The sequence below is a fragment of the Paraburkholderia steynii genome, assembly GCF_900100565.1.
Lineage (GTDB): Bacteria > Pseudomonadota > Gammaproteobacteria > Burkholderiales > Burkholderiaceae > Paraburkholderia > Paraburkholderia terrae.
Genome location: NZ_FNDI01000012.1, coordinates 199346 through 222244, shown reverse-complemented (window position 1 = coordinate 222244; position 22899 = coordinate 199346). Strand labels below are relative to the sequence as shown.

At 62.0% G+C, this 22899-nt stretch carries 19 protein-coding genes; 5 read left to right on the top strand and 14 right to left on the bottom strand.

The features are described 5' to 3' along the window. Positions 1-223 precede the first annotated feature (223 nt). The 4 genes from BLT65_RS22485 to BLT65_RS22470 all read right to left on the bottom strand — a co-directional run bounded on the left by BLT65_RS22485 (position 224) and on the right by BLT65_RS22470 (position 6824). A complete protein-coding gene (locus tag BLT65_RS22485; protein WP_091781071.1) occupies positions 224-3238 on the bottom strand; it encodes an FAD-binding and (Fe-S)-binding domain-containing protein in 3015 nt (1004 codons plus the stop codon). Between the two features lie 39 nt (positions 3239-3277). Next, positions 3278-4027: a 2-keto-4-pentenoate hydratase gene (locus BLT65_RS22480; protein ID WP_091781068.1), complete on the bottom strand. Its 750-nt coding sequence runs from the start codon at positions 4025-4027 to the stop codon at positions 3278-3280. A gap of 17 nt (positions 4028-4044) precedes the next feature. Next, positions 4045-5331 (bottom strand): MFS transporter, encoded by a 1287-nt coding sequence (locus tag BLT65_RS22475; protein WP_091781065.1) that lies wholly within the window; start codon positions 5329-5331, stop codon positions 4045-4047. Positions 5332-5603: 272 nt separating this feature from the next. Then, entirely contained in the window at positions 5604-6824 is a 1221-nt protein-coding gene (locus tag BLT65_RS22470; RefSeq protein ID WP_007587761.1) for a pyridoxal-phosphate-dependent aminotransferase family protein, read from the bottom strand. 143 nt (positions 6825-6967) lie between these two features. Here BLT65_RS22470 and BLT65_RS22465 point away from each other — a divergent pair, with 143 nt between their 5' ends. Continuing rightward, positions 6968-7693, top strand: a complete 726-nt coding sequence (locus BLT65_RS22465) for a GntR family transcriptional regulator (RefSeq protein WP_042304494.1) — start codon at positions 6968-6970, stop codon at positions 7691-7693. A gap of 54 nt (positions 7694-7747) precedes the next feature. Here BLT65_RS22465 and BLT65_RS22460 read toward each other — a convergent pair whose 3' ends face one another. From BLT65_RS22460 to BLT65_RS22445, 4 genes are all read right to left on the bottom strand, one after another. Further along, positions 7748-9091 carry an MFS transporter gene (locus tag BLT65_RS22460; protein ID WP_091781062.1) on the bottom strand — a complete coding sequence of 448 codons (1344 nt, stop codon included), beginning with the start codon at positions 9089-9091 and terminating at the stop codon, positions 7748-7750. A gap of 62 nt (positions 9092-9153) precedes the next feature. Beyond that, on the bottom strand, positions 9154-10101 hold the full coding sequence (locus BLT65_RS22455) for a hydroxymethylglutaryl-CoA lyase (protein WP_091781059.1): 948 nt from the start codon (positions 10099-10101) through the stop codon (positions 9154-9156). After that, on the bottom strand, positions 10098-11291 hold the full coding sequence (locus BLT65_RS22450) for a CaiB/BaiF CoA transferase family protein (RefSeq protein ID WP_091781056.1): 1194 nt from the start codon (positions 11289-11291) through the stop codon (positions 10098-10100). Before BLT65_RS22450 ends, BLT65_RS22455 begins: the two co-directional genes overlap by 4 nt. A gap of 110 nt (positions 11292-11401) precedes the next feature. Next, positions 11402-12328 carry a LysR family transcriptional regulator gene (locus BLT65_RS22445; RefSeq protein ID WP_007587770.1) on the bottom strand — a complete coding sequence of 309 codons (927 nt, stop codon included), beginning with the start codon at positions 12326-12328 and terminating at the stop codon, positions 11402-11404. A gap of 222 nt (positions 12329-12550) precedes the next feature. Between BLT65_RS22445 and BLT65_RS22440 the strand changes: the two genes are divergently transcribed. From BLT65_RS22440 to BLT65_RS22425, 4 genes are all read left to right on the top strand, one after another. After that, positions 12551-13666 (top strand): porin, encoded by a 1116-nt coding sequence (locus tag BLT65_RS22440; protein ID WP_091781054.1) that lies wholly within the window; start codon positions 12551-12553, stop codon positions 13664-13666. 86 nt (positions 13667-13752) lie between these two features. Then, positions 13753-14064: a BON domain-containing protein gene (locus BLT65_RS22435; RefSeq protein WP_091781052.1), complete on the top strand. Its 312-nt coding sequence runs from the start codon at positions 13753-13755 to the stop codon at positions 14062-14064. A gap of 253 nt (positions 14065-14317) precedes the next feature. Next, on the top strand, positions 14318-15277 hold the full coding sequence (locus BLT65_RS22430; protein ID WP_091781049.1) for a GlxA family transcriptional regulator: 960 nt from the start codon (positions 14318-14320) through the stop codon (positions 15275-15277). Between the two features lie 81 nt (positions 15278-15358). Beyond that, complete coding sequence (locus BLT65_RS22425; protein ID WP_091781188.1) at positions 15359-16108, top strand: SDR family oxidoreductase; 750 nt, start codon at positions 15359-15361, stop codon at positions 16106-16108. Positions 16109-16155: 47 nt separating this feature from the next. Here the strand turns inward: BLT65_RS22425 and BLT65_RS22420 are convergent, their stop codons facing one another. The 6 genes from BLT65_RS22420 to BLT65_RS22395 form a co-directional block, all read right to left on the bottom strand. Continuing rightward, positions 16156-16854 carry a nucleotidyl transferase AbiEii/AbiGii toxin family protein gene (locus tag BLT65_RS22420; protein WP_167306524.1) on the bottom strand — a complete coding sequence of 233 codons (699 nt, stop codon included), beginning with the start codon at positions 16852-16854 and terminating at the stop codon, positions 16156-16158. Then, entirely contained in the window at positions 16847-17350 is a 504-nt protein-coding gene (locus tag BLT65_RS22415; RefSeq protein ID WP_167306523.1) for a helix-turn-helix domain-containing protein, read from the bottom strand. Before BLT65_RS22415 ends, BLT65_RS22420 begins: the two co-directional genes overlap by 8 nt. Positions 17351-17718: 368 nt before the next feature. After that, a complete protein-coding gene (locus BLT65_RS22410; protein WP_091781040.1) occupies positions 17719-19122 on the bottom strand; it encodes an MFS transporter in 1404 nt (467 codons plus the stop codon). A gap of 27 nt (positions 19123-19149) precedes the next feature. Continuing rightward, positions 19150-20406, bottom strand: coding sequence for an NAD(P)/FAD-dependent oxidoreductase (locus BLT65_RS22405; RefSeq protein WP_091781037.1), 1257 nt, complete (start codon positions 20404-20406; stop codon positions 19150-19152). Further along, positions 20399-21364 carry a VOC family protein gene (locus BLT65_RS22400; RefSeq protein ID WP_091781033.1) on the bottom strand — a complete coding sequence of 322 codons (966 nt, stop codon included), beginning with the start codon at positions 21362-21364 and terminating at the stop codon, positions 20399-20401. Before BLT65_RS22400 ends, BLT65_RS22405 begins: the two co-directional genes overlap by 8 nt. Positions 21365-21377: 13 nt before the next feature. Then, positions 21378-22874: an aldehyde dehydrogenase gene (locus tag BLT65_RS22395; protein WP_091781031.1), complete on the bottom strand. Its 1497-nt coding sequence runs from the start codon at positions 22872-22874 to the stop codon at positions 21378-21380. Between the last annotated feature and the right edge of the window lie 25 nt (positions 22875-22899).

Here is a 22899-nt window from a genome sequence, read left to right as displayed (position 1 = left end):
CGCTTTCTTTTGCCTACTTTTCTTTGCGGCACACAAGAACTGGCGGTGTTAGCCGCTTTCTTTTGCCTACTTTTCTTTGCGGCGGCAAAGAAAAGTAGGTGCCCCCCCACAGGGGCGACGCCTGAAGCACGCTAACAAATCGCGGATGCCAGCGAAAAAATAAAACACCAAACGGCATGCGCAGCAAACACCACCACCCAGCGTCGCAGACAAAAAAGAACCACTACCCTAAAGCCCGCACCAAAACCCGCGCGACATGCAGCGCGCTCACTCCTGCTCCATCATAGATCTGATGCCGACAACTAGTCCCATCCGCGACCATCAAGGTATGAGCGTCGATCGCACGCGCCGCAGGCAGCAATGACAATTCAGCCATCGCCATAGAAGCCTCGTAATGCTCCGCCTCATACCCAAAACTCCCCGCCATCCCGCAACACGAAGATTCAACCATCGACACCTTCATATCAGGAATCCACTTCAAAACAGTCTGCACGGGGGAAACCGCATCAAATGCTTTCTGATGACAATGCCCATGCACCAACACCTGGCTCGCGTCGTCAAGCGGCTTCAACTCGAGCTTCAATCGACCAGCCTTGTGCTCACGCACAAGAAACTCTTCAAATAGCATCGCGAGTTTCGACAGTCGCTCTGCCTCTTCCCCAAAACCATATTGAAGAAACTCATCCCGCAACGACAGCAAACAAGAAGGCTCCAACCCAACCACCGGCACACCACGTTCGACAAAAGGCCTGAACGCATCGAGCATCCGGCGGGCCTCGTGCTTCGCCTCATCGACGAGTCCTGCCGCAAGGAAAGTTCTTCCACAGCAAAGCGGACGCTCGCCCTCAACCGTATTGAAGTACACGGTATAACCCGCCGCTTCGAGCACCTGTTGCGCAGCGCGTGCATTCTCCGGCTCGATACTGTTGTTAAACGTATCGACGAATAGCAGCACTTCTTTTTGCGCGCTCTGCGCACCCACCGAAGCAGCCTTCACATATCCACTACTCAAAAAAGGCTTCACAAACCGTGGCAACGACCTCTGCGGCGCAAGTCCCAAAGAGCGCTTGAACCATGGCATATCAGCCGCGACCGAAAACACTCCAGGCAAACGCGCCGCCAACGCCGCATAACGCGGCATAAACGCGATCATCTTTTCCCGCAACCGCAGCCCATTCTTCTGTGCCCAAGCGGCACGCGCCTCGATCTTGAACTTCGCCATATCGATGCCCGTCGGGCAGTCGCGCTTGCAGCCCTTGCACGAGACACACAGATCAAGCGTGTCCTTCACATCCTGACTCGCGAGCCCCTCGTCACCCAGCTGCCCCGACAGCGCAAGCCGCAACGTATTCGCCCGTCCGCGCGTCACATGCTGCTCGTCCTTCGTCACGCGATAGCTCGGACACATCGTGCCCGCATCGAACTTGCGGCAATGACCGTTGTTGTTGCACATCTCGACGGCTTTCGCGAGACCGCCCGCCAGATCGTTGCCCGTGCCACGCGCGGTCTCAACGCCCGTCATCGGATCACGCTCCACATTCCACGTCGACCAGTCGAGCGCAGGCGTCAACGACTGGGCCTTGTAGCCTGGCGCGAAGCGAAAGTTACTCGCATCGTCCATCTTCGGCGGACGCACGATCTTGTCCGGGTTCATCCGGTTGTTGGGATCGAACAGCGCCTTGATCTCGCTGAACGCCCGGTTGATGCGCGGACCGTACTGCCACGCCACCCATTCGCCGCGACACAATCCGTCGCCATGTTCGCCGGAATACGCGCCCTTGTATTCGCGCACCAGCGCCGCCGCTTCTTCGGCAATGGCGCGCATCTTCGTCGCGCCGTCGCGGCGCATGTCGAGAATCGGCCGCACGTGCAGCGTGCCGACACTCGCGTGCGCGTACCACGTCCCTTCCGTGCCGTTGCGATGAAACACCTCGGTCAGCCGGCTCGTGTATTCAGCAAGATGTTCCAAAGGCACCGCGCAGTCTTCGATGAACGACACGGGCTTGCCGTCGCCCTTCATGCTCATCATGATGTTCAGACCCGCCTTGCGCACTTCCCATAGCGCCTTCTGCTCGCCTGCGTCAGGCATCTGCACGACCGAGTCAGGCAGACCGAGATCGGCCATCAGTTCGGTGAGTTGCTTGAGCGATGCGAATTGTTCGTCGCGGTTCTCGCCTGCGAACTCGACGAGCAGAATCGCTTCGGGCCTCCCGACCAGCGCCTTCTCGATCACCGGCCGGAACGCGGGATTGCTCATAGCCAGATCGATCATCGTGCGATCGACCAGTTCGACGGCGACGGGCTTGAGCTTGACGATGTGCTGCGTCAGGTCCATGGCCTGCCAGAACGTCGGAAAGTTCACGACGCCCAGTGTCTTGTGCGCAGGCAGCGGCGCGAGCTTCAGCGTCAACTGGCGGCTAAACGCCAGCGTGCCTTCGGAGCCGACCAGCAGATGTGCGAGATTGGCAAAGCCATCATCGGTATAGGCGCGCGGGTTCTGACAATCGAACAGATCGATGTTGTAGCCCGCCACGCGCCGCAACACTTTCGGTACCTGCGCGACGATCTCATCGCGTTCGCGCAACGCAATCGCCTTCACGTCTTCGACAATCTGTTGCAAACGCGCGCCCTGCGGCGCATCGCGCAGCGAAGCGAAATGCGCTTGCGTGCCGTCCGCGAGAATCGCGTCGATCGCTTCGACGTTGTGAACCATGTTGCCGTATTCGATCGAACGCGAACCGCACGAATTGTTGCCCGCCATCCCGCCGATCGTGCATTGCGCCGCCGTCGATACATCGACCGGGAACCACAAACCATGCGGCTTCAGCCATGCATTCAGATGATCGAGCACGATGCCCGGCTCGACCGTCACGGTGCGCTTTTCCTTGTCGAACGCGATGACCTGATTGAGCCATTTACTGGTGTCGATCACGAGCGCTTCGCCGACCGTCTGCCCGCACTGGCTCGAACCCGCGCCGCGCGCGAGCAGTGGCACGCGTTCGCTGCGCGCTACGTCGAGCGCGACGAGCAGATCATCCTGATCGCGCGGCACGACCACGCCGATGGGCATGATCTGATAGATCGACGCATCCGTCGAATAACGTCCACGGCTCGCGGCATCGAACAGTACATCGCCGCGCAATTCCTTGCGCAGGCGGTTCGCAAGCGGCGTGCTCAGGCGCGCCGACGACGGCACGAGATGAATCGGCTTGACCAGCAGAGAATCGGCGTTCGACATGTGCTTCGGCCTATAAAAAGCGAGGCGTGTAATACGAAACTATTCGAGCGTGACGCTGACGGGCGCAAGCCCGTCGATCTGCCCACGCGCAGTGCCCGCATGCTGCGGAAAGAACATGCCCGTATACGAACCCGTCGTGACGATCATGTCCGGCGTCACCGCAATGCGATGATGCTGCGTGCAGTGATTGACGAGCCACGTCAGCAGCCGCCGCGGATCGCCGCACGGATTCGAAGGCGTCGCCTTCACGACACCCTGTCCTTCGAACGTGAAGCCCAGCGCGGGCGCAACGAACGGAAAATCGCGCCGGTACTTCGTGAACTCGCCGACGATCAACGCACCGTGATTCTGCAAATCCGCGAGTTGCGCAAGCTTGTCGACGTTCGGCCACTGCGCGAAGCGGCTCGCGACGATTTCGATGGTCGCGGCCATCGAATCGATTGCATCGAGCACTTCGACTTCGTGATACGCATTGGCCGAAGGTTCGAAATGCCGCCCGAAGCGAAACGCGATCTCCAGTTCGAGGCCAAGCGGCGTGTAGTGCGCGCGCGGCAGACGCGCACCATCGGCATGCAGATCTGAAGAAGGCAGCGGCGCGCCCTGAATCGCGCCTTCGGCGGACTTAGCACCGATCTTCCAGCCGCCGATTCGCGCGCCGTGGATCGCCAGCAACTCGTGCTGGGTCGCGTAAGCGGCGCTCATGTCGGCGGGAATCAGTTCGGGCGAGAGCGACGCGAGCGTCGTGTGATCGGCGCGTGCGTCGGCGAGTTGTTGAGTCAGCATGGTCATTCAAACGTTAGCGAGGCTCACGCGTTAAAGCGCGTGGCGGGTTGTGTACTCGGCTCTGCGCCGGTTTCGAAACGGCTTTCGGGTTGCATGCGGAACGCAAGCACGACGCCGATCGCCATCAGCAGCATGCTGCCCGCGAACGGCAACTCCCAGCTGCCGAACGTATCGATCAGATAGCCCGACAGCACAGGCGAAATGATCGCCGCGAGCGCCGAGCCCGTGTTCATCATGCCGCTTGCGGTGCCCGAGTATTCAGGCGCGATGTCCATCGGGATCGCCCACATCGGACCGATCGTCATTTCGGCGAAGAAGAAGCCCGCCGACAGACACACCATCGATACATAAAGATTGTGCGTGAGCATCAGCGGCACAAGCGACGCGAGCGTGAGCAGCATGCAGATCGACACCATCCAGCTGCGCGCGCGCCTGAGGTTGCCCGTGCGCTCGAAGACCTTGTCGGTGACGATGCCGCCCAGCGTATCGCCGATCACGCCCGCGAAGAACACTGCCGAAGCGAATATCGCCGACTTCTTCAGGTCGAGTTGATAGCTATGCAGAAAGTACTGCGGAATCCAGCTCAGGAACAGCCACAGCGTCCAGCCATAGCAGAAGTACACGATGGTCACGGGCGTCATGCGTTTGAAAAGTGCTTTCCACGGCACGTTCGCCATCTTCGCTTTGGGCGGCGGCAAGAAGTCGAGTTCTTCCTGCGTGATGCGGCGATGTTCTTTCGGATACTCGGTGAACGTCAGCGCCCAGACGACGACCCACAGCAGACTGAACGCGCCGCAGATATAGAACGACTCGCGCCAGCCCCACGTCGTCATCACCAGCACGATCACGCCGGGCGCAACGGCATTGCCGATGCGCGCCGCCGCGTGCGTGATGCCTTGCGCGAAGCCGCGCTTTTCTTTCGCGACCCAGCGCGACATCGCAGCCGTCGCGGCCGGAAAGGTCGCGCCTTCGCCGAAGCCGAGCAGTACGCGCGCGAACAGCAGCGAAACGAGTCCACCCGCGAAGCCCGTCAGCAACGTCGCGAGCGCCCAGATCGCGCCGCACGCAATCAGCGTGCGCTTCGCGCCGAAACGGTCGCTCACCCAGCCGCCGATGATCTGAAACACGAGATAAGGATACGCAAAGGCCGAGAAAACAAGGCCGATTTCCGTATGCGAAAGATGAAACTCCTTGCCGAAGCCCGCCGCCGCCGTGCTGACGTTGACGCGGTCAAGGTAGGTGATGAAGTACATGATGCATAGCATCAGTAGAACGATACTGGTCGCACTGGTTACACGAAACCGCTTCATCGTCTGTCTCCGTTGCTGGCGGACGGGGCATTCGCACGGCGTGTTCGGCCTTCATGCCGCGCGAGCCGCCGTCCGCAGGGTCTGCCGTTGGCGTTGGTCGCGTTTGTGGTTCGCTTGCGTCTTTGTCTTTCTGTTCGCTGCTGTGCGTCGCGCTGGCCGGGCGCGTGGGTGCTTCGAGGATTGCGTCTGAGATGAGGGAAGCAACGTGTCGCCGTTTGCGCTTCCTTCGTCGTATGGTTATCGGCAGCTGATGCGGCTGCTTAAGTGGCCCATCAAGCGGCTGCTTTGAGCTTCGTGGCGTTCGGCTGCGACATCAGGAACTCCATCGCAGCAGGCAGGCCGCTCGCCGCGACAGGCACGCCCGCGATCTGGAGGCCCATTTCGACGCCTGAAAGCGTCGCCATCAGCGTGAGGTCATTGCAGTCACCAAGATGCCCGATGCGGAACATGCGCCCTTTCATCTTGCCGAGGCCCGTACCGAGCGACATGTCGAAGCGTTCGTAAATGACCTTGCGCACCGCATCGGCATCGACGCCATCCGGCATCATCACACCCGTCAGCACGGGGCTATACACGGACGGATCGGCACATTGAATCTCGAGGCCCCATGCGCGCACCGCACGGCGGCAGGCTTCGGCGAGACGGTCGTGCCGCGCGAACACGTTGTCGAGCCCTTCGCCGAGAATCATGTCGAGCGCCTCGTACAACCCATACAGCAGGTTCGTATTCGGCGTGTACGGCCAGTAGCCGCTCTTGTTCATCTCGATGATTTCGGTCCAGTCCCAGAACGCGCGCGGCAGTTTCGCCTGCTTGCCCGCTTCGATCGCCTTCGGCGACACGGCATTGAAGCTGATGCCGGGCGGCAGCATCAAGCCCTTCTGCGAACCCGACACGGTGACGTCGACGCCCCATTCGTCATGACGATAATCGGCACACGCAAGGCCCGAGATCGTATCGACGAGCAGCAGCGCCGGATGGCCCGCTGCGTCGATCGCGCGGCGCACGGCCGCAATATCGGACGTCACGCCCGTCGACGTTTCGTTATGCACGACGCACACGGCCTTGATCGCATGCTGCGTGTCCTCGCGCAGCCGCGCTTCGATCATTTGCGGCTGCACGCCGCGCCGCCAGCCTTCGATACCCGGCAAGCCCAGAAACTCCGGCTTCAGGCCGAGGTTCTCGGCCATCTTCTTCCACAGCGTGGCGAAGTGGCCCGTCTCGAACATCAGCACGTGATCGCCGGGACTCAGCGTGTTCGACAGCGCCGCTTCCCATGCGCCCGTACCCGACGCGGGATAGATCACGACAGGCTGCTGCGTCTTGAAGATCTTCTTGATGCCGTCCAGCACTTTCAGGCCCAGCGCGCCGAATTCCGGGCCGCGATGGTCGATGGTCGGATAGCTCATCGCCCGCAAGATGCGGTCGGGCACCGGGCTCGGACCCGGAATCTGCAAAAAGTGGCGGCCTGCGGGATGAAAGTCGAGTTTCAGCATCGGTCGATCTCCTCGATTGAATTTTGCATGCAAAAAACTATAACAAACGATTCGTGACAATCCCAAGGCGGTGTTTACCCTCGCAGCCAGCTAGAGGGTTGGATGCTTTAAAATCGGTTCAAATCGTGCTTGAGGATTTTTGTATGCAAAATTCGGACATTGATGCAGGCCTGACACCGCCTCCCCTGATGCCGAAGGTCGAACGCCAGCGTTTGCACGACACGGTGGTCGAACACATCCGGCGCTTCATCGTCGAAGGCACGCTGGAGCCGGGCAAGAAACTGAACGAACGCGAACTGTGCGAAACGCTCGGCATTTCGCGCACGCCGTTACGTGAGGCGCTCAAAGTGCTCGCGGCGGAGGGGTTGATCGATATCGAGCCGAATCGCGGCGCGTCGGTGTCCAAAATGGACGAAGCGGAATTGCGCGAGACGTTCGAACTGATGAGCGGGCTCGAAGCGTTTTCCGGCGAGCTTGCGGCGGAGCGCATGACAGCCGTCGAACTCACCGAAATCAAGGCGCTGCATTACGCGATGCTCGCGTGCCGCGCGCAGAACGATCTGGCCGGTTACTACAGCCGCAATCAGGCGATTCACGACAAGATCAACGAGGCCGCGCGCAACTCCGCGCTGCGTCAGACGTATATCGCCGTGAACCGTCGTTTGCAGGCGCTGCGCTTTCGCTCGAACTTCCAGATTCCGAAGTGGGACAGCGCGATTCACGATCACGACGAGATGCTCAAAGCGCTGGAGGCGCGCGACGGCAAGCGTCTGAGTGCGATCTTGCGGCAGCACTTGCTCGACAAGCGCGATGCCGTGTTGCAGGTGCAGTCGCGCGAAGATGCGGCGGCTGCGAAACTGAAGGCTTAAAAGCAAAACGCACGGCTCGATGCCGTGCGTTTTTTCTATCGCATCACCGACGCGTCACGCGCCAGCGCTCCCCGTATGGTCCTTCTGACGCAGCGATTGCGGCAGGCCATACAGAATGATCAACGCGCAGATCAGGCTCAACCCGCCGATCACATACAGCGCAGGCGTCGTGCTACCCGTCACGTCGCGCACGCGGCCCACCATCACCGGGCTGACGATACCGCCCAACTGACCCAGCGTATTGATCAGCGCGATACCGCCCGCAGCGCCCGCGCCCGTCACGAGCTTCGGCGGCAGCGCCCAGAACGCGGGAATCGAAGCGATCACGCCTGCGCCGAGCACAGCGAGCGCCACGACGAGCATCACCGTCTGCTTGTCGAAGAAGCCCGCAGCAAAGAAACCGATTGCCGCCATCACCAGCAGCCCGCTCACGAACTTGCGACGCTCTCCCGAAGCATCCGACAAACGGCCCACGATCACCATGCAGATCGCGCCGCAGATATAAGGCACGGCCGTCAGCAGACCGATGATGGTCGGGTTTTGCGTACCTGCGACGCGGATGAGATGCGGTGCCCAGAAATTCAGGCCATACGAAGCGATCTGAATCAGGAAGTAGATCAGGCCGAGCGTGAGGAAACCGGGCGTGCGAATCGCACCGAGCAGCGAGTGACCCTGCGTGGTCGGCTGCGTCTGTTGCGCGATCTGGCTCGACAGATACGTCTTCTCGGCAGGCGACAGCCAGCCAGCGTCTTCGATGCGATCCTTCAGCACCTTGAGCACGAGAATGCCGAGCACGATACAAGGCAAGCCGCCGAGCAGGAACAGCCAATGCCAGCCGCGAATGCCGAACACGCCGTCCATCTGACCGAGCACGAGACCCGAGAGCGGCGCGCCGACAAGACCCGAGAACGCCGAGGCGAGAAACAGCAGCGACGTCACGCGTCCGCGATAGCTCGCCGGAAACCACAACGTCAGATAGTAGAGCACGCCGGGCGCAAAGCCCGCTTCCATCGCGCCGATCACAAAACGCAGGCCGTAGAACTGCCATTCGTTCTGGACGAACACCATCGCGGCCGTCGCGAGACCCCACGAAATCATGATCCGCGCAATCCACCTGCGCGCGCCGACCTTGTACAGCAGCATGTTGCTCGGCACTTCGAACAGCACGTAGCCGATCACGAACAGACTCGCGCCAAGGCCGTATGCCGTATCCGAAAAGCCGAGATCGCTTTGCAGCTGGAACTTCGCGAAGCTGATGTTGATGCGGTCGAAGAACGCGAACAGATAGCAGATCATGATGAGCGGCATGAGCCGCCATGTGACCTTCTTGATGATGTCGGCTGTGGCCGCTAGTTTGTCGTCACGGCTGCCCGCCGCGACTGCGCCTGGTGTGCTCATGTTTGTCTCCTTGTAGGCCGGATTCGTCGTCCGGTCGTCGGTGTGGTTCAGTCGGGTGATGTTCAGATAGCGCGCACGTAATCAGGTACGGGATGCACGTCGCAATTGCGGCCCGCTTTCATCAGTTGGCCTGGCACGTCGTGACCGAGCAACGCAGGCAGCGTGCGCGACAGCGCGATCAGCTTTTGCAGATCGATGCCCGTCGGAATGCCGATTTCGTCGCACATGTTGACGAGGTCTTCGGTGCAGATGTTGCCGGACGCGCCCGGCGCGAACGGACAACCGCCCAGGCCGCCGAGCGCCGCGTCGAAACGGCGTGCGCCAACTTCATACGCGGCCAGCACGTTCGCGAGGCCAAGGCCGCGCGTATTGTGAAAGTGCAGCGTGAGCGCATCGGCAGGCACGCGTTGCAGCACGCGCTTGACGAGCCGCGCGACCTGGCGCGGATTCGCCATGCCCGTCGTATCGGCGAGCGTGATGCCGTCGATGCCCATTTCACGGTACGTATCGACAATCGACACCACGCGGTCTTCGTCGATCTTGCCTTCGAACGGGCAACCGAACGCTGTCGCCACCGTCGCATTCAACGACACGGGGAAATGCTTCGCGAGCCGCACGATATCGCCGAATGCGACCAGCGACGCTTCGCAGCTCATCCGCATGTTCGCGCGGTTGTGCGTCTGGCTCGCGGACATCACGAGGTTCAGTTCATCCGCATGTGCATTCAGCGCGCGCTCGGCGCCCTTCACGTTCGGCACCAGCGCGACGAAGACCACGCCCGCGCGGCGCTCAATCTGCGTGAACACCGCTTCGCCGTCGCGCAACGCGGGAATCGCTTTCGGCGAGACGAACGAACCGGCCTCGATGCGCGTAAAGCCCGCTGTCGACAGTTGATCGATCAGCGCGATCTTGTCGGCCGTTTCGACCCATGTCGGTTCGATCTGCAAGCCGTCGCGCGGCGCGACTTCCTGCACGATCAGCTTGTCGAATGTTTCGCGTTCGAAGTTCATTGCACGGCTCCTTCGCGGCGCAGCCGCTCGATTTCGCTTTGCTCATAGCCGAGATCGGCGAGCACGCTCGACGTATGCTCGCCGAGCGCCGGACCTTGCCAATGCACTTCGCCGGGCGTCTCCGACAGCTTCGGCACGATGCCCGGCATCTTCACCGACGCGCCACCCGGCAAATCAGCCTTCAGCAACATCTCGCGCACCTGATAGTGCGGATCGGCGACGATGTCGGCCACCGAATAGATGCGGCCCGACGGCACTTCGGCGCGTTCGAGCGCGGCCAGCACGTCGTCTATCGATTGATGCGAGGTCCATGCGGTGATCGCGGCATCGAGCATCGCGCTTTGCGCGACGCGGCCGTCGTTGCGGGCGAGTGCGGGATCGTCGGCGAGATCGGCACGGCCGATCACCTGCATCAGGCGCTTGAAGATCGGATCGCTATTGCCCGCGATCACGACAAAGCCGCCATCTTCCGTGCGATACGTGTTCGACGGCGCGATGCCCGGCAGCGCGCCGCCGCTGCGCTCGCGCACATGGCCGAGCAGATCGTATTCGGGCACGAGGCTTTCCATCAGGTTGAAGACGCTTTCGACCAGCGACACGTCCACGACCTGTCCATCGCCCTGCCCCGTCTTCACGCGCAGCAGCGACATCAGCGCGCCGATCACGCCGTGCAGCGAAGCGAGCGAATCGCCGAGGCTCACGCCGACACGAGCGGGCGCGCCATCGACTTCACCCGTCGTATAGCGGATGCCGCCCATTGCTTCGCCGATCGCGCCAAAGCCCGGCCGATCGCGATACGGGCCCGTCTGACCATAGCCGGAGATGCGGACCATCGTGAGCTTGGGGTTGATCGCGTGCAGCACGTCCCAGCCAAGGCCGAGCTTTTCGAGCGCGCCGGGGCGCAGGTTTTCGATGACGACGTCGGCGTCGGCGGCCAGACGTTTGACGACATCGGCGCCTTCTTGCGACTTGAGATTCACGCAGATCGACTTCTTGTTGCGCGATTGCAGATACCACCAGAGCGAGGTGCCTTCATGCAGCTTGCGCCATTTGCGCAGCGGGTCGCCCGTTTCGGGTGCTTCGATCTTGATGACTTCGGCGCCGAACTCGGCGAGCAGGCGCGCGGCGAACGGCGCCGCGATCAGCGTGCCGATCTCGACGACGCGAATACCCTGTAACGGACCACTCATGATGCTGTCTCCAATCTTGTTTCAGGTTGGAGACAAGGTTAGAAGGGGCGGCGCCAGAGCGTCCAACCGCATTTCGCCAAGGACCGTTCGCGTTCCGCGAACGCTCGGCGCTAAGCCTTGCCGGACAAGGCTTCGACGGAGCTCAGATGGTCGAACAGCAGCCGCGCGACGGGCGACAGACGCGCCGAATCGCGCGTCACGATGATGAGGCTGCGCTCGGACCATTCGTCTTCGAGCGCGACCGACACGAGACCCAACGGCCGCCCCATGATGCGATACACGTTGACGGGCAGCACGCCGACGCCCATGCCCGCCTGCACCATCCGGCACACGGCGTCGAAGCCCGGCACGTGAATGCGCAGCTTCAGCGCCTTGCCCGCCTGGCGCGCGGCCATGTGGGTGCGGGCGTTGATCGAACTGGCCGAATGCAGGCCGACGTGATCGCTGTCGAGCGTTTCTTCGAACGCGACGCTCGCGCGGCCGGCCAGCGGATGATCGTCGCGCATCACGACGCACAGCGTGTCGTGCCGGTAATGCGTCACCTCGAGACCGCGCGCATCCGCTTCGCCGGAACAGATGCCGAGATCGGCGAGACTGTCGGCCACGGCCTCGACCACGCCGCCGCTTGGCCGCTCTTCGAGATCGATCTTCACGCGGTCATTGACGGCCAGAAACGCGCGCAAATCCTCGGGCAAGAACTCGACGATCGCGGAGAGGTTCGCCATCATCCGCACGTAGCCGCGCACGCCGCTCGCGTGGCCCGCGAGTTCGATACCGATGTTCTCGATGCCGCGCATCACGCGGCGCGCGTGATGCAGCAGTGTTTCGCCCGCGGGCGTAAGCGTCATGCCGCGCGCGTTGCGCTGAAACAGCGTCGCGCCGACGGCCTGCTCCAGTTCGAGCAGCCGCTTGCTCGCTGCGGAGACGGCGATAGCCTCGCGTTCCGCGGCGCGCGTCAGCGTGCCTTCCTCATAAACGGCGATGAACAGTTGCAGCGTCGTGAGGTCGAGGCGGCGAAGCAGGTTCTTAAGGACCATGGCGGCAGTCGGATCGTACTGACAGAATATTCGCAATTGTGCTGCAAATGTCGTCCGGGTGCTCCGAAGTGAGCGATGGTTATCAACAAAGGAGGTTCGCGCACCCCCTCGTTCAGGGTAGTTATCCTGATTAATTCGCCTGACACACTGTCGTTCGAAAGGTGGGCGTAAGGACGCTGTCGCACGACGGCCGGCCTGCCTGTTCCATAACGGGAGACATGTATGTGTTCAAGCAGGCGAAGCATGATGGGCGCGATGCTATTGCTGGCCGCGAGCGGCGCTGCGGCGGAAACCGGTGTGACGCTGTACGGCGTGGTCGACGTCTTCGGCCAATACCTGAACAACGGTGGCAAGGGGTCGTGGTCGGAGCGCAGCGGTGGCAACAGCGGCTCGTACTTCGGGCTGAAGGGAACCGAGGATCTGGGTGGCGGCCTGAAGGCGGTCTTCAACGTCGAAAATGGCTACAACGTCAACAACGGCGCGTTCTTCGGCGATTCGACCGCGATGTTCTATCGCCAGGCGTGGGTGAGTCTCGCGCACGAAAAGTATGGCTCGATCACCTTTGGACGCCAGTATCAGCCGACATTCTGGGCGCTCTATCCGAGCGACCCGTTCCGCGCGAACGAAGTGCTGTCGCCGCTGGCTGCCGCCGCAACGACAGTCGACCGCAACACACTCGCCGTGCAAAGCGCAGGCGGCCGTTCGAGCAACGCCGTCATCTACAAAAGCCCGAACGTGGGCGGCGCGCAGTTCTGGGGCATGTATGCGCTCGCAGCCAGCGTCACCCAGCCGTTGCCGCTTTCCACGGGCAACATGCTCGATCTGGCCGCAACCTATTCCGGCTACGGTCTCTATGTCGGACTGGCGTATCAGAACCAGCATCCGGGTTCGAAGACGGTGCCGGGTTTGCCCGCCATGCTTCCGTCTCTGTCCACCGAGCATTTCACGAGCGCGCTCAGCTATCGCGTCGGCATCGTCAATCTGCAGTTCAACTACGGCTATCACCGGCCCAAAGATGCGGCCGCTGGGTCCCTCGCCGCCCGGCTCAACGCGGCCCATTCGTTCAGCATCTCCGAGCTTGGCGCGACGATCCAGGCCACACCCGCCGATGCTATCGAAATCGCGGGCTTCCAGCGCGTCGTGCGCGGCGCGCACGACAACACATGGAGTGTGCAGATCGGCGCGGACCACAGTCTCTCCAAACGCACAGCGCTGTATGCACGCGGCGGCTACATGCGCAACAACGGAACGGCCACGATGAGCTGGCCGGGCGTCGCGGTGTCGAGCCCTGGCACTAGCCAGACACTCGCGGTGGCCGGGATGACGCATCGCTTCTGAGCGCGAATCGCGCCGCTCAACCATTCAATCGATAAAAGGACCACAAATTGAAGATCATTCGAGCCGCTCATATTGTCGCTGGCGCCATGGCCGTCGCGATGTCATGTCATGTGTGCGCGCAGGCGAGCAGTGTCGCAAGCGTATCCGGAACGGTGGCGAGCCCGACCACGGTATCGAGCAAGACAGCTGACCGCGCGCTGCGCAAGCGCGTGCTGACAGCGCTTGCGCGCGCAAAGGGTTTGCGTGCGACGGGCATTACCGTGCGCGCGCGCAACGGAGCAATCCTGCTGGAAGGCTGGGTACCCGAAGAGGCGCAGCTCGAACAGGCAACGCGAGTCGCTCAAGGCGTGCCCGGCGTGGCTTCCGTGCAGAATGCGCTCACCCTTTCGACCTTCTGAGAAGCGCGATCCATCGGAAGATTTCCAGGCGAGGCCGCAACCGATCCTGCAAGGCCGGGCAATCTGACGTCGGGTCATCCAGGGCCGGGTCTCGTGCGACACGGGATCTGGCCTTCTGCTTGCTCCGAATCGGCTGATAAGCATATTTGCTATCCTCTTCCATCGTCATCGACTTGCCTGGGCCGTCCTGACCGGTCAGCGTGCAAGTCGTCTGCTGCCGTTTTCCATTACGCGTTGTCTGCGAGGTCACTGAATGCCGAGCGTTGCCATAGCGATCTTTCCGGGCGTCCAGGCGCTGGATGTCGCCGGTCCTCTCGATGTGTTCGCCGAGGCGAATCTGTTCATCGACGGCAAGGACCGCTATGAAGTGGCGCTGCTCGCGGCGGACAGCGAGCCGCTGCGCGCATCCAACGGCATCCGGCTCGTCGCCGACGAAACCTTCGATCAGCAGCGCAGCACGTTCGATCTCGCGTTGATCGCAGGCGGTCCCGCGTTGCCGGAGAGCACGCCCGACACGCGCCTTACCGCCTGGCTCGCAAACGTCGCGTCGCAATGCGAGCGCTACGGTTCGATCTGCACGGGCGCGTTCGCGTTGGGCCACGCCGGCCTGCTCGACGATCGCAACGTTACGACGCACTGGCAGCACGCGCAGCAGCTCGCGGCGCAGTTTCCGAAAGCACGCGTCGACTTCGACCGCATCTATCTGCGCGACGAGCGGCTCGTGACGTCGGCGGGCGTGACGGCGGGCATCGACCTCGCGCTGGCGCTCGTGACCGAAGATCACGGCCCGCAGACGGCGTTGAAGGTCGCGAAACGCCTCGTGGTGTTTTCGCAGCGCCAGGGCGGGCAGTCGCAATTCAGCCCGTACCTCACCGCGCCTGCCGACGAAGCATCGCCCGTTGCGAAGATCCAGACCCATGTGATGGCGAACATCCGCGACAACTTCACGGTCAGGCAACTCGCGGATGTGGCGGGCATGAGCGCGCGCAATTTCGCGCGCATCTTTGTGCAGGAAACGGGCGTGACGCCGCATGAGTTCGTCGAGCGGGCGCGGATGGATGCGGCGCGCAAGCTGCTCGAAAGCAGCGGCGCGGCGCTCAAGACGATCGCCTACGATTGCGGCTTCGGCACGGCGGACCGCATGCGCATCGTGTTCACGAAGCGCATCGGCGCGACGCCCAAGCAATACCGCGAGCGCTTTCGGCACGAATAGGCGAAGCGGCTGCACACGTCGAATGCGCGTGAGAAAATGATGGGCTGGTCAACGGTCTAATTGAATATCGGGCATATCGACATGAACGCTACTACTTCCGTTCGCGCCATCGTCACGGGTCATACGCGCGGTCTCGGCGAGGCCCTCGCACAACGGCTGCTTGCACAAGGCATCGCCGTGCTCGGCATTTCGCGCTCGCGCAATGAAGCACTCGCAAATCAGGCGGGCTTCGAGCAGGTCGCGGTCGATCTGGCGGATGCCGAAAGCCTGACGCAATTTCTCGCGGGCGACACGTTGCGCAACTTCCTGAAAGGCGCGCAAACCGCGTTGCTGTTCAACAATGCGGGTATGGTGCAGCCGATCGGTCCCATCGAAGCGCAAGACGTTGCCGCGATTGCGCAAGCCGTGACGCTGAACGTGTCGGCGCCGTTGATGCTGGCGAGCGCGTTCGCCACGGCGAGCCCGGACGCGAGCGACCGGCGCATCGTCCATATTTCCAGCGGCGCGGCGCGCCATCCGTATTCGGGCTGGAGTATTTACTGCGCGACGAAAGCCGCGCTCGATCATCATGCGCGCTCCGTCGAGCTTGACCAGAACCGCGCGCTGCGCATTTGCAGTGTCGCGCCGGGTGTCGTCGACACGAACATGCAGGCGGAGATTCGCTCGACAGGCCTGGAGAAATTCCCGATGCGCGAGAAGTTTGAAGAACTGAAGCGCGAGGGGAAGCTGGCGACACCGGAAGAGTCGGCGGGCAAGCTGGTTGATTATGTGTTGAGCGACACGTTTGGGGCAGTGGCGACGGCGGATGTGAGGGAGTTGCCGCAGGGGTGAAGGTTCGGTGAACAGTGCGTCGAGCTTGTTGCTCGACGCGCCGTACATTAACTCGACGAAGGCCGGCGCTTCGAGCGCGACGACTTGCTTCGCGCCGCATGCTCCGACTGCGACAGGAACGCGACCACCGTGTCGTAGCAATGCTGAAACGTCGGCCGGTACTCCAACGTAATGATCTTCTCGAACTCCACCTCCAACCGCTCGCGGTGTTCCTGCAACCGATCGATGATTATCTGTGCGCGCTCGCGCAACACTTTCGCCTCGCGCTCGCACTCATCCGGGCACCGTTCGAGCACGAGCGCCATGTCGAACAGATCTCGACTCGTGAAGCCTGCGGCGCGGTAAAAAGCCTTCTTTGCGACGATCTCAACGGGTGTTTCGGTCGTCACTGTTCTGCCGCGAATCTTCCTGACGGCCGTCGGCTCGCTCGTCAACGTCGGCGAAATGACGAAATCAATGTCGCCGCCCTTGCCGATTATCTTCAGGTAGTGCGCTGCCTCGACGTACTCTGTCGCGAACTCCTCAGCTGTATTGTTCAGGCGCGGCGAAAAGAACGTCAGGTACTGTGGATCGGTGATGAAGATATCGATGTCCTTGCTGTACCTGTGGTTGAAGTCCAGCATCAGCATCGTCCCGCCACCAAACCGCCACTTCGGCGGGCGTTCCCCAACCTTCTCGCATGTGTCGATCAACGCGACGGCATGATCGAATAAGCTCTCCCACGTTTTAGTATCGATATCAGGCAAGGCAAAATTCCTCGGGGACATTCAGTTTGCGTCGGGCGGCCCATTCCTTGAGCTTTTGGCGAATCAATTTTCGCGTTGCTGCGTCGTATCCGGCTATCACCTTCTCGAACAGCATCGGCGGCGATTCCTCGACTGCGTAGTCGATGTGTGTCCGCCAGCGCGGCGGGACGTCGCCCGTCAGCAGGAAGTTTTCCATGATCAGCGGCGGCAGATCGCCGGCATAGCTCGTCGAAGCGGTTTGGCACAACGCGAGCAGCGCTTTTGAAAAGCTCCCGGCTTCGTCGGGAACGATTTCGATGCGCTCGCCCAACCGCGACAGCACCGTCAGAAGTACATGCGTGCCGACATTCCGGCCGGCCTCCAGATCCGCGACCACACGACGGTTCACGCCTGCCACGCGAGCAAGCGACTCCTGCGTCAGACCAGCAAGTTTCCTTCGTTGCCGGATCTGCTCGCCAACAGCGGCGGGAGAATGGGATGGGATGAGCGGGTTCATGTACGTTTTATAGTACATTTTTTGCACTTGCACAACGATCCGAAGCAGAGCGTGTACGTGACGGCGACCAACCTTGAAGATCGCGATCGCGTAAATTCAATCTCCTGAAAACCCTCACCTTTGGGTCATAAGCGAGTATCACGCGTGTCATGAAGAGCAGGTCGTGGCCTTCCCATCGAAGCCAAAAGCGCCGAATCTCGCGGAAAACCGGGCTTTTTCGACCCTGCGACCGCGACAGACCACGCATGCGGTGAGTGAAAATCATCTCACTCGCCTCACTCCCGAAAACCCTCACCTCAAAGCAACTCGGGCCACGACACGCAATCACCCGCGCATCGTGGCCCGACTTTCAACTCATCAAGAGAAGCTTAAGCCTCCAGCTGCTCCAGCACCTTCCCCTTCGTCTCAATCCCCAGAAACTTCACAACAAGCGCCGCACAAAACGGCACGACAGCCAGCAGATAAAACGCCATATCCAGATTCCCGCCGACCATCGTCTTCGACACCAGCGTCGGCGCAAAGATCGCGGCGAGCTTCAACCACGCGCCGCCGACGCCGCACCCAAACGCGCGAATACTCGTCGGATACAACTCAGGCGTGTACACATAAGCCGTGATGAACCCACACGCCAGCCAGCCGAGCGCGAACGCACAGCACGTCGCGACCACATACACGGAAGCGTCATGAAACACGCCCGCCAACACCAGCGACAACGCGCACAACATGAACGACCAGTTGATGATCGGCTTGCGTCCGACCTTATCGACGAGCATCGCGCACAGCAGCGAACCGAGCACGCCGAGCACGGAAGCGGCAACAGCCAGATTCAGCGCGAGCTGCAACGGCGCGTGATACACCGTGCGATAAATCGTCGGCAGCCACGTCGACAGACCATACTGGATCACGCCGCACGTCATCCACAGCATCGCGACAGCCGCCGAGCGCTTCCAGTACACCTTGCCGAACAGGTCGCTCATCTTGCGCTTCGGGTGACGCGCAGCCATCGCTTCGAAACCGGCGGGATCTTCTATCGGCGGCAGCGCGGTTTTGGCAGTACGCTCGAACGCATGCACGGCATCGGCGGCTTCGTTCATGCGGCCACGTTCAGCGAGCCAGCGCGGCGATTCGGGTACGAGCTTGCGCAGCACGAAGAACAGAATCAACGGCATGCCGCCGATAAAGTACATCGCCTCCCAGCCAAAGCGCGGCACGATCCACGCGCCCAATGCATTCGAAGCAAGCAGGCCGACCGGGAACACGATCTCATACAGCAGCACGAACCGCCCGCGTCCATGTGCGCGGCAGATTTCATTGATGTACGTCGCGGCAACGGGCAACTCGCCGCCAAGACCGATGCCCTGCACGATGCGCAACACGAAGAACACCGCAAACGTCGGCGCGAAGCCGCACGCAATACTCGTCACGCCAATCAAACCTGAACTCAGCGCGATCGCCTTCACGCGGCCGTGACGCTCCGCGTACCACGGAAACAGAAACGCGCCAATCAGCTGGCCGACCGAGCTCGCGCCGATCATCAGGCCCACGTCCCACGGCGTCAGATGCCATTTGCCGATCAGGATCGGCAGCGTCGCGGCGATCGCGATGACATCGAAGCCGTCGAAGAACGTCGCGAGGCCGATCAGAATGCGCGCGCGCACCAGCATCGCGTTCGCGGGCAATCGTTCGAGCCGCGCAATGATCGAGCCGCGCGTCGCGGGATGGGAGACACCGGCGCTGCTGTGTGCCTCAAACGTATTGTCGATAGTGCTCATGCGTCGTTTCTCCGCCCCGTACTGTGATTAGGCAAGCGCTTTGTCGGCGTCGGCCAGAGCCGCGACGTCGACCGTGCGCCCCTGGGTCATCCATTTGCGCGCGAGCTTCAGGTCGCGCGGCGTGTTGATCGCGATCACGCCGCGCACGCCACCGTCCGCGACATGAAAGAGCGTCGCGCGGCGCGCGCTGACATCGCCGCGCACGACGAGTTCGGCATCGGCGGGAATGTCACCGAGAATCTGCAGGTTCACGTCGTATTGATCCGACCAGAACCAAGGAATCTCCGCATACGGTTCGAACTGGCCGAGCGCGGCCTTCGCGACGACGATCGCCTGGTTCTGCGCGTTCGCCCATGATTCAAGGCGGACGCGCCGCTTCAACCACGCGCTCGGATGATTCGCGACATCGCCGCAAGCGAAGATGCGCGGGTCGTTCGTCATGCCGTGTTCGTCGACGACGATGCCGTCGTTCACGGGCAAGCCTGCCGCTGCGGCAATCGATGTATGCGGTGTGAGCCCGATGCCCGCCACGGCGAAATCCGCATCGATGGATGTGCCGTCCGCGAGCGTCGCGCGCACTTTGTTTGCGTCTTCAGGATGCGTGTCGAGCGATGTCAACGCGGCGGACAAACGCACGTCGACGCCATTCGAACCATGCAAGTCGAGCAGGAAGTCCGAAACAGCAGGCGGCACCGAACGCGCGCACAGACGCGGCGCGCCTTCCACCACCGTCGCCGCCACGCCGAGCTTGCGCGCTGTCGCCGCGACTTCGAGACCGATCCATCCACCGCCGATCACGAGCACATGCTTGCTTGCGCGCAAACGCTCGCCGAGCGCCGACGCTTCATCCAACGTACGCAGATACGCGATGTGATCCGTCTTCACCAACGACGCCGGCAGCTTGCGCGCCGCCCCGCCCGTTGCGATCACGAGGCGGTCGTACTGCACTTCGCGGCCCGATTGCGTGCGCACGATGCGTTGCGCGCGGTCGATCTGCGTTGCAACGTCCGGTTGCCATGCTTCGACGTTGAGCGAAGCGAAATCGTCGGTGGCGAAGAGGCGCACCGTGTCGATATTGGCATCACCCGACAGCACCGCTTTCGACAGCGGTGGCCGCTCATACGGCAGATGAATTTCATCCGCGATCATCACCAGACGGCCTTCGAAGCTCGTCTTGCGCAGCGTCTTCACGACCCAGCCCGCAGCCTGGCCCCCGCCGATCACGACGATCGTTTGCGGTACGTCCGCGTTGCTCACAGCGTTTGAAATGGCAGCGTCAGTCATGTTTGCGCTCCGTCATGAACTTGCCTTCCGGCGCCTTCGCGTTCTTCTGACGGCGCGTGTTGCCGTCGATGCCGCCGTCGATCGCCCATTCGGCGAACACGGTCGGACCCGGTTCGAAATCGCGCGGCTGCCATTCGGGTGTGAGTTGATCTTCGTCGGCGTAGTACTCGATCAGGCCGCCCGCCGGATTCTGGAAGTACCAGAAGTACGCGGACGAAACGGGGTGACGCCCCGGCCCGAGTTGCGTTTCCCAGCCGCGACGGCTGATGTGCATGCCGCCGCCGAATACTTCGTGAATATCGCGCACAGTGAACGCGACGTGGTTCAGGCCGCGCTTTCCCGTGGGCAGTTGCAGCAGAAAGATGTCGTGATGGCCGCCGTGCGGCGCGCAACGCATGAATGCGCCGCGGCCTGGATAACGGTCCGACATTTCGAAGCCGAGTCGTTCCTGATAGAACTTCTCCTGCTCCGCGAGGCAGTTCGTGAAGAACACGACGTGGCCCACTTCGACGGGTTCCGCGCGTTCGTAGATGGGACTCGGGGTATCGACACGCAGCGTCTGGCCCCACACGTTCGACGGCGAACCGTGTACATCGACGGCGCGCTTGCGCGTCACTTCGATGCGGATCGCCATGCCGTTCGGATCGATGCAGCCGACGGCTTCATCGTTCGAGTAGTAGCCCGGCGTGCCCTTCAGGCTCTCGCGGTACGTGTCGAGGTCAGCGGGCGCGGCCACGCCCCACGTCACTTCGCGCAGCGTCGGACCTTCTTCGAATGCGGGCGGCAGCGACGGGTCGCTTGCCAGCACCGCGAGCACTGTGCAGCCGTTCAACGTTTCGAAGCGCGCGCGCGTTTCGTCGTGCGCGGTTTCCTTCATGCCCCAGTCGGCGAAAAAGCGCCGACAGGTCTCAAGATCCGTCACACCGTACGTGATCTGTTCAATGCCGAGAATGCTCATGTTGCGTGCCTCTTCAGTTCGCCCACGCCAGCGGGGCGTCGTTCAAGCCCCAGTAGAGGCTCTTTTGCTGCATATATTCACGAATGCCCAAGCGGCCTTTTTCGCGGCCCATGCCGCTTTCTTTCCAGCCTGAGAACGGCGTCGAAATCGAGAACAACTTGTACGTGTTGATCCATACGGTGCCCGCTTCGAGCGCACGGGCGACGCGCCATGCGCGCTTGTAGTCGCGCGTCCAGATGCCGGCGGCGAGACCGAATACGCTGTCGTTCGCTTCTTTCAGCAGCGATGCTTCGTCGTCGAAGGGCATCGCGACTAGCACGGGCCCGAAAATTTCTTCCTGGCAAATGCGTGCGTTGTTCGACAGGCCTTCGAGAATCGTCGGCTGATAGAAGAAGCCCTGCTCGCGGTTGTTGCCTACAGGCCGCTCGCCGCCGCACAGCAAACGCCCGCCTTCTTCGAGGCCGAGGGCCACATAACGCTCAACCGACTCGCGATGCTTCGCGGAAATCAGCGGCCCCATCTGCGTGTTCTCGCTCGCGGGATCGCCGACGCGCAACTCACGCGCTTTCGCGGTCAGCCGCTTCATGAACTCGGGATAGATCGAGCGCTGCACGAACAGACGCGAACCCGCAATGCACGCTTCGCCCGACGAACTGAAGATGCCGTACAGCACACCGTTCACTGCATGATCGAGATCGGCGTCTTCGAAGACCATCGTCGGCGACTTGCCGCCCAGTTCTAGCGACACGGGCATCAGCTTGTCGGCTGCGATGCGCGCGATGCCGCGTCCCACTTCTGTGCCGCCTGTGAACGACACTTTCCTCACCAGCGGATGACGCACCAGCACGTCGCCGATCACCGAGCCCTTGCCGGGCAGCACGCTCAGCACACCCTTCGGCACGCCCGCTTCCTCGCAGATGCGTGCAAGCGCGAGCGACACGAGCGGCGTTATTTCAGCGGGCTTCAACACGACGGCATTGCCGGCAGCCAAGGCGGGCGCGAGCTTTTGCGCATCGGAAGCGATGGGCGAATTCCACGGCGTAATCGCCGCGATCACGCCGATCGGCTCATGTACGCTCATCGTCAGATAGTCGCCGCGCGAAGGCGTTACGTCTTCATCGAGCGTCTCGAGGCACGCCGCGAAGTAGCGGAACGTGTTCGCCGCGCTCGCAACCAGCACGCGCGTCTCGCCAATCGGCTTGCCGTTGTCGCGGCGTTGCAGCTGCGCGAGCGCTTCGTGCTTCGCCATGATCAGATCGGCGATGCGATACAGGATCAGCGCGCGCTGATGCGGCTTCAGACCGGACCAGTTCGGCTTGCGCCACGCGATGTCGGCGGCTTCGACGGCTTCGCGCGCATCATCGGCATCGGCCGTCGTGATTTCGGTGTTCACCGAGCCGTCGGCGGGATAGATGCTCGCGTACAGCGCGCCGCGGCCACGTTTCCACTCGCCGCCGACGAAGATGTCGGCGGAAGGCACGAGGCTCGAAATGATGTCGGTGTGGGGCATGTCGTACTTCCTTTGACTATCGATC

Bases quoted from the DNA above. Each gene is read 5' to 3' on its own strand.
- BLT65_RS22485 (WP_091781071.1), bottom strand. From the start codon at position 3,238: ATGTCGAACGCCGATTCTCTGCTGGTCAAGCCGATTCATCTCGTGCCG.
- BLT65_RS22425 (WP_091781188.1), top strand. From the start codon at position 15,359: ATGAACGCTACTACTTCCGTTCGCGCCATCGTCACGGGTCATACGCGC.
- BLT65_RS22405 (WP_091781037.1), bottom strand. From the start codon at position 20,406: ATGACTGACGCTGCCATTTCAAACGCTGTGAGCAACGCGGACGTACCG.
- BLT65_RS22435 (WP_091781052.1), top strand. From the start codon at position 13,753: ATGGCCGTCGCGATGTCATGTCATGTGTGCGCGCAGGCGAGCAGTGTC.
- BLT65_RS22475 (WP_091781065.1), bottom strand. From the start codon at position 5,331: ATGAAGCGGTTTCGTGTAACCAGTGCGACCAGTATCGTTCTACTGATG.
- BLT65_RS22430 (WP_091781049.1), top strand. From the start codon at position 14,318: ATGCCGAGCGTTGCCATAGCGATCTTTCCGGGCGTCCAGGCGCTGGAT.
- BLT65_RS22400 (WP_091781033.1), bottom strand. From the start codon at position 21,364: ATGAGCATTCTCGGCATTGAACAGATCACGTACGGTGTGACGGATCTT.
- BLT65_RS22440 (WP_091781054.1), top strand. From the start codon at position 12,551: ATGTGTTCAAGCAGGCGAAGCATGATGGGCGCGATGCTATTGCTGGCC.
- BLT65_RS22460 (WP_091781062.1), bottom strand. From the start codon at position 9,091: ATGAGCACACCAGGCGCAGTCGCGGCGGGCAGCCGTGACGACAAACTA.
- BLT65_RS22465 (WP_042304494.1), top strand. From the start codon at position 6,968: ATGCAAAATTCGGACATTGATGCAGGCCTGACACCGCCTCCCCTGATG.
- BLT65_RS22445 (WP_007587770.1), bottom strand. From the start codon at position 12,328: ATGGTCCTTAAGAACCTGCTTCGCCGCCTCGACCTCACGACGCTGCAA.
- BLT65_RS22395 (WP_091781031.1), bottom strand. From the start codon at position 22,874: ATGCCCCACACCGACATCATTTCGAGCCTCGTGCCTTCCGCCGACATC.
- BLT65_RS22480 (WP_091781068.1), bottom strand. From the start codon at position 4,027: ATGACCATGCTGACTCAACAACTCGCCGACGCACGCGCCGATCACACG.
- BLT65_RS22410 (WP_091781040.1), bottom strand. From the start codon at position 19,122: ATGAGCACTATCGACAATACGTTTGAGGCACACAGCAGCGCCGGTGTC.
- BLT65_RS22450 (WP_091781056.1), bottom strand. From the start codon at position 11,291: ATGAGTGGTCCGTTACAGGGTATTCGCGTCGTCGAGATCGGCACGCTG.
- BLT65_RS22470 (WP_007587761.1), bottom strand. From the start codon at position 6,824: ATGCTGAAACTCGACTTTCATCCCGCAGGCCGCCACTTTTTGCAGATT.
- BLT65_RS22455 (WP_091781059.1), bottom strand. From the start codon at position 10,101: ATGAACTTCGAACGCGAAACATTCGACAAGCTGATCGTGCAGGAAGTC.
- BLT65_RS22415 (WP_167306523.1), bottom strand. From the start codon at position 17,350: ATGAACCCGCTCATCCCATCCCATTCTCCCGCCGCTGTTGGCGAGCAG.